We start from the raw sequence: 15,541 nt of genomic DNA on the forward strand, positions 1-15,541 counted from the left end.
AGGCTTGATCCACCCGACTTCGGCCGTTTGCGCGACGACAGACACCGCTCGGGGCGAAAAACGCTTGCCCAGCGAGCAAAATCAGGCGATCTTGAAGTCAAGCGGCGGGCCACTTGGGGAATGTCGGAACAGGACAGACAGGGAGAACAACCATGCGGCTGATCCTGTGCCTCGCGGCCCTTCTCATGCTGAGCGGCTGCGGGTTGGTGGCCCTGCCCTTCCGTGCCGCGGGCGATGTGGTGCAGGTGGTACCCATCGTCGGCGGCCCTGTCGGCAAGCCGATCCATGCGGTCGGGGACGCGATCGACTGAAGATGCGCGCCGCCAAGCGGGGCGGTTGTCGAACGGAATGGGTCAGCAGGCTCCGCCGCCGGCATTCCGTCCCCGCCTGTCGGCCGTTAGTCCTGTTTCCGGTCGAGCCACTCGTTCACGGCGGCCTGGGCAGCGCCGGGGGTCGGGAAGCGAGCCCCGTCCTGTGGGTGGCCCGGCATGCGAAGGAAGTTCTGATCCGGGAACCGGTGCCCTGCCGTCTCGATCAGGGCGCCCCGATACTCCCAGGTTGGTCCGCCCCTGAGGCCTTGGAAGGTCACGAGGCGGGCTTCGCCAGGCCCTTTGTCGTCCGATGCCATACACTCACGCTGTAACTGTGGGAAAAATTCAGCACTGTCTTGGCGCAAGAGACCTCGCCCGGCGTCATCCATTTGGATGATGCCGTACGGTCTGGGCCGTATTCCCGGGCGTGGGGCGGTACACGGGGTGGCGTCGGACGCGCTCCGCCGGCCGAGGGACGGACGCGAAGCATCCTGCCGCCGACGACAGCAGGCGCGCAGATTCCGCCCAGGGTGTGGATCTGGAATGCCGAAAACCGCCATGCGGAGCGGTTCCGCATGAGCCGCGTGGGTGAATTTGGATTGGTTCGATTTGGTGAGGCTCAAACCGGCAGGAAACCTGCCAGAATGGCGTCCCCTAGGGGAGTGTGACCGGTGTTCTGGGGTGTTCGGGGCTGTCCGGAACATTCCTTTCAAAACAGTCCTTTGCCCCGTGATCTGTTCTCGCTTGTCCGCCAGCGTTCGCCCGTGTTGATGTCTCATTGTGGGGGTGATTGTGGGGGTGGCGGAGTTGTGCTCCCGCTTGCTCCCGCCCCTGCTGGAGACATCGAATGCCCAAGCTGACCGAGCGCGGAGTGGCATCCGCCAAGCCCCGGGAGAAAGTCTACCGCCTCTCCGACGGCGATGGCCTGTTGCTGGAGGTCCGGCCTGGCGGGGGACGAGCCTGGCTCTTCCGCTTCATGATGGGCGGCCGGCGCCGGGACATGGGCCTGGGGGCATATCCCGAGGTCGGATTGGCCAAGGCTCGGCAGAAGGCACGCGAAGCTGCCCAGCAGGCGGAGCATGGGCAGGACCCGATCGCCGCCCGGAATGCCGAGGAGCGAGCCGCCGCGGCACGGCGTGCCGCCGAGGAGGAACGAGACGGTCGATCCTTCAAGGCGGTGGCAGAGCGCCCTAGTGGCGGCGCAGTCCGCCGGCTGGACCAGCGGCAAGACCTTGGCGAGCTGGCGCCTTACCCTGGATCGGCATGCCTATCCGGTGCTCGCGGCCGTCCCCGTATCGGATGTGACCCGGGAGCACGTCCAGGAGGCCCTCACCCCTGCCTGGACCTCCCAGCCCGCCACGGCCCGCAAGCTGCAGCGTCGGATTGCCGCGGTGCTGGACTATGCCGCTGCCCTGGGCTGGCGATCGACCGATAATCCCGCCACCGGCCGGGTGCTGCGACTGACCAAGGCCCTCCCGAAGCAGCCGCCTGAGCAGAAGCAGCCCTCCCTGCCCTGGCAGCAGGTGCCGTCCTTCCTTTCGACCTTGGCGGAGATGGAGGGAGTGGCGGCCCTGGCCCTGCGCTTCGGTGTGCTGACCGCGGTCCGCTCGGCTGAGGTCCGGAATGCCGTTTGGTCGGAGATGGACTTCGCCAACCGGATCTGGACCATTCCGGCTCATACTCCGTAGTATGGCTCGTCAATTCCCGTAATGCCAATGGCTCTTCACGCATTTGCGACGCATGTTCTTCAAGGGCAGTACGAGAGGCAAGATCAGCAAACCGGCGGTCGGCAATTTTTATTGACAATAAGAATATATTCCTTTATATGACCCATATGCATCCATTCTCGATTGCTCCTCAACTCTTCTATCTCCTCCCCGACCCCGCCTGGACCGCTCTCCAACCCCACCTCCCCACTCTCGCCCCACAGGGCCGCCGCACCACCTCCCTCCGCACGCGGATGGAGGCCATCTTCCACCATGCCGCCACCCCCGGCGCCCCTTGGGCTTCCCTCCCGTCGCACTATGGCCGCCCCGACACCGTCGCCCGCTTCTTCCGCCGCCTCACCCATGCCGGCCTCTGGCACCGCCTCCTCCGCGCTCTGGCGGATGCACCCCCCTCCCACCCCCTCCGCCTGCTGCAACACGCCATCTGCCGTCCCGCCCGCCTCGCCGCGCGCCTCGGCGGCATGCCCCTCCTCATCCTGATCCGCCGCCTCGGCCTCCGCGCGGCGCTCCCCGCGCCCCCCTGGCTGCTCCCCGATCCCCTTTTGTCCGAAACCGTCGCCCGCCTGCTCCGCACCCTGCCGCTGACGCGCGAAAACCTCCGTTCCCTGATGGCCGTCGCCCGCACCGCCGGCGGCCGCCGCCGCATCCCCCGCTCCGTGCGCCTCTCCTGGCCATGAACCGCGCCCTGCGCGGCCTTGCCCCGCCGCACCGCACGGGCCTAAACCGGCCCTCGCATTCCCATTCAGCAAGGACCGGCGGCGAAATGCGTGTGAAGGACGTGAAGAAGGTTGTGCTGGCCTATTCGGGCGGCCTCGACACCTCGGTCATCCTGAAATGGCTCCAGACGACCTATGGGGCGGAGGTCATCACCTTCACCGCCGATCTGGGACAGGGTGAGGAACTCGGCCCGGCCCGCGACAAGGCAAAGCTCCTGGGCATCAAGGAAGAGAACATCTTCATGGACGATCTCCGGGAGGAGTTCGTCCGCGACTTCGTCTTCCCGATGTTCCGCATGAACGCGCTCTACGAGGGCATGTACCTCCTCGGCACCTCCATCGCCCGCCCCCTGATCGCCAAGCGCCAGATCGAGATCGCGGAGCAGATGGGTGCCGACGCCGTCTCCCACGGCGCCACCGGCAAGGGCAACGACCAGGTCCGGTTCGAGATCGCCTACTACGCCCTCAAGCCCGACGTGAAGGTCATCGCCCCCTGGCGCGAATGGGACCTCACCAGCCGCACGAAGCTCATCGAGTTCGCCGAGCAGCACCAGATCCCTATCGCCAAGGACAAGCGCGGCGAGGCCCCCTTCAGCGTGGACGCCAACCTCCTGCACTCGTCGAGCGAGGGTAAGGTCCTGGAGGAGCCCTGGGACGAGCCCCCCGAGGTCGTCTGGCAGCGCACCATCAGCCCCATGGACGCCCCGGACAAGGTGACGGAAATCACCATCACCTTCGACCAGGGCAACCCCGTCGCCATCAACGGCGAAGCCCTCTCCCCGGCCGCGATGCTCACGAAGCTGAACGCGCTCGGCAAGGAGAACGGCATCGGCCGCCTCGACCTCGTGGAAAACCGCTTCGTCGGCATGAAGTCCCGCGGCTGCTACGAGACCCCGGGCGGCACCATCCTCTACGTGGCGCACCGCGCGATGGAGAGCATCACCCTGGACCGCGAGGCCGCCCACCTCAAGGACAGCCTGATGCCCCGCTATGCCGAGCTGGTCTACAACGGCTTCTGGTTCTCGCCGGAACGCCGCATGCTCCAGGCGCTGGTGGACCAGTCCCAGCACAGCGTCAGCGGCGAGGTCCGCCTCAAGCTCTACAAGGGCAACACCATCGTCACCGGCCGCAGCTCGCCCAACAGCCTCTACTCGATGAAGCACGTGACCTTCGAGGAGGACCAGGGCGCCTACGACCAGTTCGACGCCCAGGGCTTCATCAAGCTGAACGCGCTGCGCCTGCGCCTCGGCGCCATGGCCGGCCGCAAGGGCGGCGCCCTCTGACATGGGGCAGGGGGCACCCATCCCGGGCCGCCCCCTTCACCACCCCTGCCACCCATCCGGGTCCGAAGGCCCCAGCCGCCGCACCCATCTCTGGGCCAGCAGCACGACCCCCCATCTCACCGCCGGCGTCGCCACCAGCCCCGCCAAGGCCGCCAGCTTCCAGCTCCTGTCCGGCAGCCAGGCGAAGACGATCGCCACCATCAGCAGCCGCCACGCCCGGCGCGGCGACCGCCACGCCGGTCGGCGCTCCTGCAACGGGAACTGGTGCGGCGAACGACAGGCGGAATCGGGCAAGGCTGACCCCCTCGAAGGATCTCGGTCTGCCCTCCTGGCGGTGCCCTGCTCCTACGTCCCCACGCTTAACAAAGCATGAATGCCCCCGCCCGCACGCCACTCCGGCGCAAGGCCGAGGGCTCAGTCCCGTCCTCGGCAGCCGCCGGTCAGGCGCCCCGCCGGCCCAGCGCCGCCTGCACCGTGTTCTCCAGCAGACAGGCAATGGTCATCGGCCCGACGCCGCCCGGCACCGGCGTGATCGCCCCGGCATGGTCCACCACCTCGCCGAAGGCGACATCGCCCACCAGCCTGCCATCCGCCCCACGGTTGATGCCGACATCGATCACCGTGGCCTCGTTGTCCACCCAGTCGCCGCGCACCAGCCCCGCCCGGCCCACCGCCGCGACGATGATCTCCGCCCGCCGGCACTCGCTCGCCAGGTCGCGGGTCCGCGAATGCGCCACCGTCACCGTGGCATTGGCCGCCAGCAGCAGCGCCGCCACCGGCTTGCCCACGATGGTGCTGCGCCCGACCACCACCGCCCGCGCCCCGCTCAGGGAAACCTTCGCCTCCTCCAGCAGCAGCATCACGCCCCGCGGCGTGCAGGGCACCAGCCCCGGCCGCCCCAGCGCCAACGCCCCCTGGTTCACCGGATGGAACCCGTCCACGTCCTTGCCCGGGTCGACCGCATCCAGCACGGCATCCGTGCGGATATGAGCGGGCAGGGGAAGCTGCACCAGGATTCCGTCCACCGCCGGGTCGTCGTTGAGCCGCCGCACCAGCGCCAGCAGCTCCGCCTCGGTCGTGCCCTCCGGCAGTTGCAGCGTGGCGCTGTCGAAGCCTGCCTCCTTCGCCGCCCGGTCCTTGTTGCGCACATAGACGCCGCTGGCCGGATCCTCGCCCACCCGCACCACGCGCAGGCCGGGGCGGAAGCCAAGCCCGGCCACCCGCTCCGCCAGCGCCGCGCGCCGGCGTGCCGCCAGCGCCTTGCCGTCGAGGATCGTGGCACTCATGCCCATTGCTCCAATACTGCGGCGAGGCCCTCCGCCTCGCCCTGGATTCGGAAGGTCTTCTCGCGCGAGGCCGCGCCCGCCAGCAAGGTGATGGCCGAGGGTGGCACCCGCAGCGCCTCGGCCAGCGCCTCCACCACCGCCCGGGTCGCGCGGCCGTCCTCCGGTGCCGGGGAGACGGCGACCCGCAGACGTGGCCCGTCCGCTCCTTCCACCACCCCGGTGATGCCAGGTCTCCGTGCCTTGGGCTGCGCCCGCACCCGCAGCTCCAAACCCTCCGGCACCACCCGCCAGGCAAGGGGGGAGAGGGTACGGCCGCCGCTCACGCCACCTGCTCCCGACTCCCGGGCACCGGCGCCGCCTCATGCGCAGGTACGCCCATGAGGCTAGAAGGCCAGGCGCCAGAGCGTGGTGGCGATGAAGATCCGCAGCGCCTGCAGGACCAGGATCAGAATGACCGGAGAGATATCGATCCCCCCCAGGCTCGGCAGGAAGCGCCGGATCGGCGCCAGGGGAGGCTCGGTGATCCGGTAGAGGAAATCGCCGATCGTCCAGACCAGCCGGTTCCGCGTGTCGAGGACGCCGAAGGCGGTCAGCATGCTGAAGACGGCTGCGGCGATCAGGACCCAGATGTAAATCCCGATGATCTGATCCACGAGCCAGAACAATGCCGCCATAGGTCGCCTTCCCGGTGTTGATGTGCGTATCGGCCGCGCGCCGAGGTGCCGAGGCAGGGTGTATGGGGCCCGCGCACGCGGAGCAAGCGCGAGAGGTGCTTGACGGCGGCCGTGACGTGATGGATAAGCCGCCTCGCCTTAGCGGGCATGGGGCTGTAGCTCAGATGGGAGAGCGCCTCGTTCGCAATGAGGAGGTCAGGGGTTCGATTCCCCTCAGCTCCACCATTCCCGCTTCGCGTCTCTCCTTAGCTTTCGCGGTTCTGTTCACTGGCTGTCGTGGCTGCCTGCGGTTCTTCGTCCCGGCTGCTTTTTTCCGAAGCGCGGCCCCGGGCCGAAAAGAACCCCCGGGAGAACAAAGCTCCCAGGGGTTCCCAAGTCAGCAGATGCCTGGAGGCCAGTCTCCAGGTTGAGCGGGCCTGTCCTGGCCTATCGGTCGCGCGTCTCGAACTGGCGGTTGGTCGCCAGGGCAACCACGGTGCAGACCGCGCCGGACAACAGGTAAGCGCCCACAGCCGCCAAGCCAAACCAATTGGACAGGGCCAGTACCACCAAGGGCGCGAATCCGGCGCCGATCAGCCAAGCGATGTCCGAGGTGATGGCCGAGCCCGTGTAGCGGTAGCGGCGCTCGAAGTTCGAGGCCACGGCACCGCTGGCCTGCCCGAAGGCCAGGCCCAGCAGGCCGAAGCCCAGCAACACGAAGGTCTCCTCGCCGCTTCGGCCGCCGCCCAGCAGGAACGGCGCGGCGAAGCTGAAGGCGCCGATCAGCAGCGAGCCGATCACAAGCAGCTTCCTTCGCCCGATCCGATCGGCCAGAAGGCCGGAGATGATCACGGTGAGCACGCAGATGAGCGCCCCCAGCATCTGTATCAGGATGAAGTTCCCCGCATCGCGGTCCGTGTGCAGCACGATCCAGGCCAGCGGGAAAACCGTCACCAGATGGAACAGCGCAAAGCAGTCCAGCGGCACGAAGGCACCGATCAGCACGTTGCGACCGTTCGCCCGCAGCATCTCGGTGACCCGAACGGGCTCCAGTTCCTCTCGTTCCAGCAACGAGGAGAATTCCCGCGTAGCCACGAGTCGAAGGCGGGCGAAGAGGGCGACCACATTGATGGCAAAGGCCACGAAGAAGGGATAACGCCAGCCCCATTCCTGAAAATCGGCCTCCGGCAGGGTAGCGACCAAGAAGGCAACAAGCGCGCCGGCCAGGATGAAACCCAAGGGTGCACCCAGCTGAGGCATCATCGCATACCAGCCGCGCCTGTTCTGCGGTGCGTTCAGCGACAGGAGCGAGGCCAGCCCATCCCAGGCACCACCCAGCGCCAAGCCCTGGCAGAAACGAAACACCCCCAGCAACACCACGGCCGCGACGCCCTTGTCGGCATAGCTGGGCAGGAAGCTGATCGCGGCGGTGGCGCCACCCAGCAGGAAGAGGGCGATGGTCAGCTTTACGCCGCGGCCATAGGCACGATCCACGGCCATGAAGATGAAGGAGCCGATCGGCCGGGCAATAAAGGCCAGGGAGAAGATGGCGAAGGAGGCCAGCATCGCCGAGGTGGGATCGGTGTTCGGAAAGAAGAATCGCGGAAAGACCAGCACCGACGCGAGGGCATAGGTGAAGAAGTCGAAGAATTCCGACATGCGCCCGATGACGACACCGAGCGCGATCTGTGCCGGGGAGACCGCGTGATCGTCCTTGTGAGCGCGCCGAGCGTCCCGCTCCAGTTCCGTTGAGTTCGGGATGCCACGCCTTTCGGTGACCGCTATCAAATTCTACCCTCCCCGTTCCGACCCGCCCGCCTGGAAGCTCCGGCATCCTTCCGGCGGCCAGAATAGCCCTCGCCACAGAAAGATTGCCGATTCGATCCAAAGACTATAGGCATCATCGCAGAGCACAGCATACAAGGCGAGGTGCCGTCCATTGGACAAAATGTCCAATCCCTCCGGCGCCCGTCCTTCCGTAGAAGCTGTGCATCGCACCATAGTTTCACGATCGAGTGGCATGCCCTCCAAGATCCTGCGTACCCTGCCTCTGGTGGCGCTGGCCGCGCTGCTGTCCGGCTGCAAAATGGTGGTCCTGAATCCATCGGGTGACATCGCTGTCCAGCAGCGTGACCTGATCGTGATCTCCACCGTCCTGATGCTGTTGATCATCGTTCCGGTGATCGTGCTGACCCTGATCTTCGCATGGCGCTACCGCGCCTCGAACAGCAAGGCGAAGTACGATCCGGAATGGTATCATTCCACGCCCCTGGAAGTGGTCATCTGGGCGGCGCCCCTGACGATCATCATCGCCCTGGGCGCCGTGACCTGGGTCGGCACCCACCTGCTCGACCCCTATCGCCCGCTTTCACGCATCGATGCCGAGCGGCCGGTGACGGAGAACATGAAGCCCCTGGAGATCCAGGTCGTGTCCCTCGACTGGAAGTGGCTGTTCATCTACCCGGAGCAGGGGATCGCCACGGTCAACGAGGTGGCCGCCCCGGTGGACGTGCCGATCAACTTCCGGATCACCTCCTCGGCCCTGATGAACTCCTTCTCCATCCCGGCCCTGGCGGGACAGATCTACTCCATGCCCGGCATGGAGACGAAGCTGCACGCGGTGATCAACGCGCCCGGCAGCTACCAGGGCTTCTCGGCGAACTACAGCGGCGCCGGCTTCTCCGACATGCACTTCCAGTTCAAGGGCATGAGCCAGGAGGAATTCGGCCGCTGGGTGGTGGAGGCCAAGACCTCGAACGAGGACCTGACCCGCGCCGCCTACCTGCAGCTGGAGCGCCCCAGCCAGAAGGAGCCGGTGCGCCGCTTCCGCACCGTCGATCCCGAGCTCTTCGCCGCCATCCTGGACCGCTGCGTCGATACCAGCCGGATGTGCCAGAGCCAGATGATGCGCATCGACGCCAATGGCGGGCTCGGCCCGGCAGGCACCTTCAACGTGGGCAGCCGTCCGGCGGCGTCCCGCACGGGCGGCGAAGTGGCGGAGGCCCGGGCCGAAGACCGCAACGCGCCCCGCCAGCGCTACGTGATGGCTCTCTGCACCCCCGCCGACCCCTATGGCCGCGCGCAGGCCGAGATCGCGAATTGACCTCCTCCGCCCGCCGCCGGCCCTCCGCCGGCGGCCGACCCATCCCGCCGGGTAGCCGCTCCTCCTCCCGCAGGGGAGCCCCGGTGGCCCGTGAAACCGGCCGGCCCTTCCAGGGTCCGGCCCTCGATCACGAAGTGATAGAGTAGACCCAATGTCCTCCAACACGGACCTCGCGACACTCGTGTTCGGGCGGCTCTCGCTCGAATCGATCCCGTACCACGAGCCGATCCTGATCGTGACCTTCATCGGCGTGGCCATCGGCGGCCTCGCGGTGCTCGGCGCGCTCACCTATTTCCGGCTCTGGGGCTATCTCTGGAAGGAGTGGTTCACCTCGGTGGACCACAAGAAGATCGGGATCATGTACGTGATCCTGGCCATCATCATGCTGCTGCGCGGCTTCGCCGACGCCGTCATGATGCGGACCCAGCAGGCCATCGCCTTCAACGGGTCCGAGGGCTACCTGCCGCCGCACCACTACGACCAGGTCTTCACCGCCCATGGCGTGATCATGATCTTCTTCATGGCCATGCCGCTGGTGACGGGCCTGATGAACTTCGTGGTGCCGCTGCAGATCGGCGCCCGCGACGTGGCCTTCCCCTTCCTGAACAACTTCAGCTTCTGGATGACCACGGCCGGCGCCGTGCTGGTCATGATGTCGCTGTTCATCGGCGAATTCGCCCAGACCGGCTGGCTCGCCTATCCGCCGCTCTCCGGCTACGAGGCCAATCCCGGGGTCGGGGTCGACTACTACATATGGGCCTTGCAGATCGCGGGCATCGGCACCTTGCTATCAGGCGTCAACCTGATCGCGACCATCGTGAAGATGCGCGCGCCGGGCATGACCATGATGAAGCTGCCCGTCTTCACCTGGACTGCGCTCTGCACCAACGTGCTGATCGTCGCGGCCTTCCCGGTGCTGACCGCCGTGCTGGTCCTGCTCTCGCTCGACCGCTACGTGGGGACGAACTTCTTCACCGCCGATCTCGGCGGCAACCCCATGATGTACGTCAACCTGATCTGGATCTGGGGCCATCCGGAGGTCTACATCCTGATCCTGCCGGCCTTCGGCGTGTTCTCGGAGGTGGTCTCCACCTTCTGCTCGAAGCGCCTCTTCGGCTACACCTCCATGGTCTACGCCACGGTGGTGATCACCATCCTGTCCTACCTGGTCTGGCTGCACCACTTCTTCACCATGGGCTCCGGCGCCAGCGTGAACTCCTTCTTCGGCATCACGACGATGATCATCTCGATCCCGACGGGTGCCAAGCTGTTCAACTGGCTCTTCACCATGTACCGCGGCCGCATCCGGTTCGAGGTGCCGATGATGTGGACCGTCGGCTTCATGGTGACCTTCACCATCGGCGGCATGTCCGGCGTGATGCTCGCCATCCCGCCGGCCGACTTCCAGTTCCACAACACCCTGTTCCTGATCGCCCACTTCCACAACGTCATCATCGGCGGCGTGGTCTTCGGCATGCTCGCGGGCATCACCTACTGGTTCCCCAAGGCCTTCGGCTTCAAGCTCGATCCCTTCTGGGGCAAGATGTCCTTCTGGTTCTGGCTGATCGGCTTCTACTTCGCCTTCATGCCGCTCTACGTCCTGGGGCTGATGGGCGTGACCCGCCGCATCAACCACTTCGACGACCCCTCGCTGCAGATCTGGTTCATCATCGCCGCCTTCGGCGCCTTCCTGATCGCGCTCGGCATCCTGAGCTTCATCATCCAGCTGGTGGTGAGCTTCATGAAGCGCGACCAGCTGCGCGACGTGACCGGCGATCCCTGGAACGGCCGTACCCTGGAATGGGCGACCTCCTCGCCCCCGCCGGAGTACAACTTCGCCTTCACCCCGGTGATCCACAACCACGATGCGTGGTGGGACATGAAGCAGCGCGGCCACCAGTACCCGCAGGGGGGCTACCGCCCGATCCACATGCCCAAGGGCACCGGCGCGGGCATCATCCTGGCCGGCCTGTCGCTGGTCTTCGGCTTCGCGATGGTCTGGTACATGTGGTGGCTGGCGGCGCTGAGCTTCGTGGCGATCCTTGTCACCGCGATCGCCCATACCTTCAACTACAAGCGCGACTTCTACATCCCCGCGGATGTGGTGGCGCGGACGGAACAGGCCCGCGCGGCCGCCATGGCGGCGGGGGAGTGAGCGGCGCATGAGCACGCATTCCTACAATCCCGCCGTGGACGCGAACGTCCCCTTCTACGTTCTGGACGACGATCACGCGCATCCGGAGAACAGCACCATGCTGGGCTTCTGGATCTACCTGATGAGCGACTGCCTCATCTTCGCGGTGCTCTTCGCCACCTATGGCGTGCTGGGCCGCAGCTTCGCCGCCGGCCCCACGCCGCAGGAGCTGTTCGACCTGCCACTGGTGGCGCTGAACACCGCGATGCTGCTGTTCTCGTCCATCACCTATGGCTTCGCCATGCTGGCGATGATGAAGCAGCGGAAGGGCGCGGTGCTGTTCTGGCTGTTCGTCACCGGCCTGTTCGGCGCCACCTTCCTCGGGCTGGAGCTCTACGAGTTCCACCACCTGATCTCGGAAGGGGCGGGGCCGCAGCGCAGCGCCTTCCTGTCCTCCTTCTTCACGCTGGTCGGCACGCACGGCCTGCACGTGACGGTGGGCATCATCTGGCTGATCACCCTCATGGTGCAGGTCGCCCGCTTCGGGCTGCACCAGGCGAACCAGCGCCGCCTGATGTGCCTCAGCCTGTTCTGGCACTTCCTGGACGTCATCTGGATCGGCGTCTTCTCCTTCGTCTATCTCCTCGGGGTGCTGCAATGAGCTCGCACGCAACCGCGCACCAGCCCGGTCACGACCATGGCCCTGACGGCCATGGCCACGACGACCATCACGACGGCGGCTATCACGGCACCTATGGCGGGTATCTGACGGGCTTCATCCTGTCGGTCATCCTCACCGCCATTCCCTTCTGGCTGGTGATGGGCGATGTCATCGCCGATCCGCGGGTGACCGCCATGACGGTCATGGGGCTGGGGGCGATCCAGGTCGTCGTGCACATGGTCTACTTCCTGCACATGAACTCCCGCTCCGAGGGTGGCTGGACCATGCTGGCGCTGATCTTCACGATCGTGCTGGTCGTCATCACCCTCTCGGGCTCGCTCTGGGTCATGTACCACCTGAACGCGAACATGATGCCCATGAACGCCCACGACATGAGCAACATGCCCTGAGGCCTGGCCTTGCCTCCATCCACGGGGCCTGAACTCAAGGGCCACGATCCGGAATGGGCCGGGGAGGGCTGGCGCCCGCATTCCCCGGCCCGCCTGTTTCTTCTGGGCTTCCTGGCGCTGCTGGCCTTTGCCGGGCTGGTGGCGCTGGGCACCTGGCAGGTCGAGCGCCGCGCCTGGAAGCTCGACCTGATCCAGCGCGTCGAGAGCCGCGTCCATGCCCCGCCCGCCGCCCCGCCCGGGGTGGATGCCTGGCCGGGCGTCACCGCCGCGCGGGACGAATACCGCCACGTCCGGGTCATGGGCCGCTTCCTCCACGACCGCGAAACGCTGGTCCAGGCCAATACCAACCTGGGCGCGGGCTTCTGGGTGCTCACCCCTTTGCGCGACGAGGCGGGCTTCACCGTTCTTGTCAACCGCGGCTTCGTCCCCGGCGACCGGCGCGATCCGGCCGGCCGTGCGGAAGGGCAGGTGGCCGGTCCCGTCACCGTCACGGGTCTGCTCCGCGTCACCGAGCCCGGGGGCAGCTTCCTGCGCAGCAACCGCCCGGCCGAGGGGCGGTGGTACTCCCGCGACGTGGCCGCCATCGCCGCCGTCCGGGGGCTCCCCGGACCGGTCGCTCCCTATTTCATCGATGCTGACGCCGTTCCCAACCCGGGTGGGCTGCCGGTCGGCGGGCTGACGGTGATCAGCTTCCCGAACAACCATCTGGTCTATGCAATCACTTGGTATGCCCTGGCGCTGATGGTGGCCGCCGCCACCGCCTATGTCGCCCGGGAGGAATGGCGGGCCCGACGGCAGGCCTGACCGCCTTCGCCCGCCTCATGCCGCAAGGCTGACCCGCGCCCCGACGAGTCCCCCTCGCCGGGACAGGCCGCCCGGGGGTAGGAGAGGCGGATGCCATCCCCGAGCACAGCGGAGCGCCCGCCCGCCCGGCGCGGCCGGAGGACCCGGCCCGAGGCGGAACGCCTGATGCAGGCCTCCCGCGGTCCGCTCGCCCCGGCCCAGCCCCCGCTGTCGCGGGACGAGGCCGGCAGCAAGAACATGCTCCAGCTCGTCCAGCTCCGCTGGGTCGCGGTGGTGGGGCAGGTGCTGACCATCGGCACCGTGCGCTACGGGCTGGGCATCGACCTGCCGCTGCGGCAGATGGCCTTGGTGGTGGCCGCGCTGATCGGGCTCAACCTCCTCAGCCTGCTCCGCCTGCGCCTGCGCACCCCCGTCGGGGGGCTGGAGCTCTTCCTGGTCCTGGCCTTCGACGTGGCCGCCCTGACGGTGCAGCTCTATCTCAGCGGCGGGATGACCAACCCCTTCGTCTCGCTCTACCTGCTCCAGGTCACCCTGGCGGCGGTGCTGCTGGGACAGCATGGCGCCTGGGCCGTGGTGGCCATCGCCATCGCCTGCTTCCTCGGCCTGACGCTGGACTACCGGCCGCTGCTCCTGCCGGAGAGCCTGGGCGCGGACCTCTTCACCCTGCATCTCTACGGGCTGCTGGTCTGCTTCATCCTGGTCGCCGTGCTGCTGATGGTCTTCACCACCCGCATCAGCGGCAACCTGCGGGACAGGGATGCGCACCTCGCCCATATGCGGCAGCAGGCGGTGGAGGAGGAGCACATCATCCGCATGGGCCTGCTCGCCTCCGGCGCGGCGCATGAGCTCAGCACGCCGCTGGCCACCGTCTCCGTCATCCTGGGCGACTGGCAGCGCATGCCCGCGCTGCGAGAGATGCAGGACCTGCAGGGCGAGATCGACGAGATGCAGGCCGCCATCGACCGCTGCAAGTCGATCATCGGCGGCATCCTCCTTTCCGCCGGGGAGGCGAGGGGGGAGGACCCGGCGCTCACCACCATCGGTGCCTTCCTGGAGGATTTCCTCCACGAATGGGAGCTTGCCCATCCCAGCTTCGGCCTCACCTTCCGCAACGAATTGGTGGAGGACATCCCGATCGTGGCCGACCCGGCGCTGAAGCAGGTCCTGGCCAACCTCCTGGTCAATGCCCAGGAGGCGCCCTCGCCCGCCGTGCACCTCGCCGCCTCGCGCGACGGCGACGACCTGCTGCTGGAGGTGAGCGACGACGGCCCGGGCTTCGCGCCGGGGATGCTGGCCGAGTTCGGCAGCCCCTACCGCTCCACCAAGGGCCGCACCGGCGGCGGGCTGGGCCTCTTCCTCGTGGTCAATGTCGCGCGCAAGCTGGGCGGCACCGTCACCGCCCGCAACCGGCCGGGGCGGGGGGCCACCGTCACCCTGACCCTGCCCCTGGCCGCCATCGCCATCGGCGAGGCCCTGGAAGGAGACGACGATGCCCGATGAGCGGCTCCTGCTGATCGTCGAGGACGATGCCAGCTTCTCCCGCACCCTGCGCCGCTCCTTCGAGCGCCGTGGCTACGAGGTCCTGGTCGCGGCCGGGCCGGAGGAGATGGAGGAGCTTCTCCAGGCCCGCACGCCGCATTACGCGGTGGTGGACCTGAAGCTCTCCGGCGCCTCGGGCCTCGCCTGTGTCCAGACCCTGCACGACCACGACCCGGCGATGCTGATCGTGGTCCTCACCGGCTTCGCCAGCATCGCCACGGCGGTGGAGGCCATCAAGCTCGGCGCCTGCCACTACCTCGCCAAGCCCTCCAACACCGACGACATCGAGGAAGCCTTCGGCAAGGCCGCCGGCAACGTGACCACGCCGCTCAGCCAGCGCCCGACCTCGATCAAGACCCTGGAATGGGAACGCATCCACCAGACCCTGGCGGAAACCGGCTTCAACGTTTCCGAATCCGCCCGCCGCCTCGGCCTCCACCGCCGCACCCTGGCCCGGAAGCTGGAGAAGCGGCAGGTCGAGTAGCCTGTTCCGGCGGCAGCACGCGCCAGACCGTGACCTCCCGCGTGTCGCGGTCCTCCAGCTCCCGCGTCACCGGCACGGTGTAGCGCGGCCCGGGCGCCAGGGCCTCGCGTGGCAGGTAGGCCCGGCCCGGATCGGCCAGCCAGACCTCCGCCCCGCCCGCGGCGAGGCCGCGCAGCCAGGGCAGGATGTGCCGGGTCATCGGCGCCTCGTAGCAGACATCGCCCGCCAGGATGACATCCCAGCGCCCGGGTGCCCCCACCACGTCGCCGCAGACGTCGCGCACCGAATCCGCCCCGTTGTGCCGCGCGTTCAGCCGGATGGCGGCGCAGGCCAGGGGGTCGAGCTCCGCCGCCTCCACCGACGTCGCCCCGGCCCGGTGGCAGGCGATGGCGGCCAGCCCACCTCCGGCGGCGAAGTCCAGCACCCGGCG

The 15,541-nt window shown here is 67.6% G+C and carries 17 protein-coding genes, 1 tRNA gene and 1 pseudogene; 13 read left to right on the top strand and 6 right to left on the bottom strand.

Annotation, left to right across the window (positions count from 1 at the left end; translation table 11 throughout):
* Positions 1–152: 152 nt before the first annotated feature.
* The 5 genes and pseudogenes from ROTAS13_RS27050 to ROTAS13_RS08495 all read left to right on the top strand — a co-directional run bounded on the left by ROTAS13_RS27050 (position 153) and on the right by ROTAS13_RS08495 (position 4,037).
* Positions 153–311 (top strand): DUF6726 family protein, encoded by a 159-nt coding sequence (locus ROTAS13_RS27050; protein ID WP_167668263.1) that lies wholly within the window; start codon positions 153–155, stop codon positions 309–311.
* Between the two features lie 847 nt (positions 312–1,158).
* Positions 1,159–1,362 (top strand): annotated as a pseudogene (locus tag ROTAS13_RS28570) (Arm DNA-binding domain-containing protein); the annotation flags it as partial.
* A 28-nt stretch (positions 1,363–1,390) separates the two neighbouring features.
* Positions 1,391–1,999 (top strand): phage integrase central domain-containing protein, encoded by a 609-nt coding sequence (locus ROTAS13_RS28040; RefSeq protein ID WP_253187646.1) that lies wholly within the window; start codon positions 1,391–1,393, stop codon positions 1,997–1,999.
* A gap of 146 nt (positions 2,000–2,145) precedes the next feature.
* A complete protein-coding gene (locus ROTAS13_RS08490) occupies positions 2,146–2,715 on the top strand; it encodes an IS5/IS1182 family transposase (RefSeq protein WP_075822090.1) in 570 nt (189 codons plus the stop codon).
* An 86-nt stretch (positions 2,716–2,801) separates the two neighbouring features.
* On the top strand, positions 2,802–4,037 hold the full coding sequence (locus ROTAS13_RS08495) for an argininosuccinate synthase (RefSeq protein ID WP_075822083.1): 1,236 nt from the start codon (positions 2,802–2,804) through the stop codon (positions 4,035–4,037).
* Positions 4,038–4,073: 36 nt separating this feature from the next.
* Here the strand turns inward: ROTAS13_RS08495 and ROTAS13_RS08500 are convergent, their stop codons facing one another.
* From ROTAS13_RS08500 to ROTAS13_RS08515, 4 genes are all read right to left on the bottom strand, one after another.
* On the bottom strand, positions 4,074–4,331 hold the full coding sequence (locus tag ROTAS13_RS08500) for a hypothetical protein (RefSeq protein WP_075822084.1): 258 nt from the start codon (positions 4,329–4,331) through the stop codon (positions 4,074–4,076).
* Positions 4,332–4,477: 146 nt separating this feature from the next.
* The gene (folD, locus tag ROTAS13_RS08505) at positions 4,478–5,323 is read right to left on the bottom strand and encodes a bifunctional methylenetetrahydrofolate dehydrogenase/methenyltetrahydrofolate cyclohydrolase FolD (protein ID WP_075822091.1); all 846 of its coding nucleotides are present in this window, start codon (positions 5,321–5,323) and stop codon (positions 4,478–4,480) included.
* Positions 5,320–5,646, bottom strand: coding sequence for a DUF167 domain-containing protein (locus ROTAS13_RS08510; protein WP_075822085.1), 327 nt, complete (start codon positions 5,644–5,646; stop codon positions 5,320–5,322). The genes folD and ROTAS13_RS08510 overlap by 4 nt, the downstream gene beginning before the upstream one ends.
* 60 nt (positions 5,647–5,706) lie before the next feature.
* Entirely contained in the window at positions 5,707–5,997 is a 291-nt protein-coding gene (locus ROTAS13_RS08515; protein WP_075822086.1) for a YggT family protein, read from the bottom strand.
* A gap of 149 nt (positions 5,998–6,146) precedes the next feature.
* Here ROTAS13_RS08515 and ROTAS13_RS08520 point away from each other — a divergent pair.
* Positions 6,147–6,222 (top strand) — tRNA-Ala (locus tag ROTAS13_RS08520).
* Positions 6,223–6,423: 201 nt separating this feature from the next.
* On the opposite strand, the gene ROTAS13_RS08525 is transcribed toward ROTAS13_RS08520, so the two are convergent.
* Positions 6,424–7,764, bottom strand: a complete 1,341-nt coding sequence (locus tag ROTAS13_RS08525) for an MFS transporter (protein ID WP_099781884.1) — start codon at positions 7,762–7,764, stop codon at positions 6,424–6,426.
* A gap of 232 nt (positions 7,765–7,996) precedes the next feature.
* On the opposite strand from ROTAS13_RS08525, the gene cyoA reads away from it, so the two are divergent.
* The 7 genes from cyoA (at position 7,997) to ROTAS13_RS08560 (ending at position 15,111) form a co-directional block, all read left to right on the top strand.
* Positions 7,997–9,079 (top strand): ubiquinol oxidase subunit II, encoded by a 1,083-nt coding sequence (cyoA, locus tag ROTAS13_RS08530; protein WP_075822087.1) that lies wholly within the window; start codon positions 7,997–7,999, stop codon positions 9,077–9,079.
* Between the two features lie 151 nt (positions 9,080–9,230).
* Positions 9,231–11,234 (top strand): cytochrome o ubiquinol oxidase subunit I, encoded by a 2,004-nt coding sequence (gene cyoB, locus ROTAS13_RS08535; protein WP_019460458.1) that lies wholly within the window; start codon positions 9,231–9,233, stop codon positions 11,232–11,234.
* Between the two features lie 7 nt (positions 11,235–11,241).
* The gene (cyoC, locus tag ROTAS13_RS08540) at positions 11,242–11,874 is read left to right on the top strand and encodes a cytochrome o ubiquinol oxidase subunit III (RefSeq protein WP_019460457.1); all 633 of its coding nucleotides are present in this window, start codon (positions 11,242–11,244) and stop codon (positions 11,872–11,874) included.
* Positions 11,871–12,284 (top strand): cytochrome o ubiquinol oxidase subunit IV, encoded by a 414-nt coding sequence (cyoD, locus tag ROTAS13_RS08545; protein ID WP_019460456.1) that lies wholly within the window; start codon positions 11,871–11,873, stop codon positions 12,282–12,284. Before cyoC ends, cyoD begins: the two co-directional genes overlap by 4 nt.
* Positions 12,285–12,293: 9 nt before the next feature.
* Positions 12,294–13,088 carry an SURF1 family protein gene (locus tag ROTAS13_RS08550; protein ID WP_075822088.1) on the top strand — a complete coding sequence of 265 codons (795 nt, stop codon included), beginning with the start codon at positions 12,294–12,296 and terminating at the stop codon, positions 13,086–13,088.
* Between the two features lie 90 nt (positions 13,089–13,178).
* On the top strand, positions 13,179–14,588 hold the full coding sequence (locus tag ROTAS13_RS08555; protein ID WP_338929025.1) for an ATP-binding protein: 1,410 nt from the start codon (positions 13,179–13,181) through the stop codon (positions 14,586–14,588).
* The gene (locus ROTAS13_RS08560; RefSeq protein ID WP_019460453.1) at positions 14,578–15,111 is read left to right on the top strand and encodes a response regulator transcription factor; all 534 of its coding nucleotides are present in this window, start codon (positions 14,578–14,580) and stop codon (positions 15,109–15,111) included. Before ROTAS13_RS08555 ends, ROTAS13_RS08560 begins: the two co-directional genes overlap by 11 nt.
* Here the strand turns inward: ROTAS13_RS08560 and ROTAS13_RS08565 are convergent.
* The coding region (locus tag ROTAS13_RS08565) for a methyltransferase (RefSeq protein ID WP_075822093.1) at positions 15,029–15,541 on the bottom strand (513 nt) is incomplete at its 5' end. The genes ROTAS13_RS08560 and ROTAS13_RS08565 overlap by 83 nt on opposite strands.

Source organism: Roseomonas sp. TAS13 (genome assembly GCF_001950415.1).
Taxonomy (GTDB): domain Bacteria; phylum Pseudomonadota; class Alphaproteobacteria; order Acetobacterales; family Acetobacteraceae; genus Roseomonas; species Roseomonas mucosa.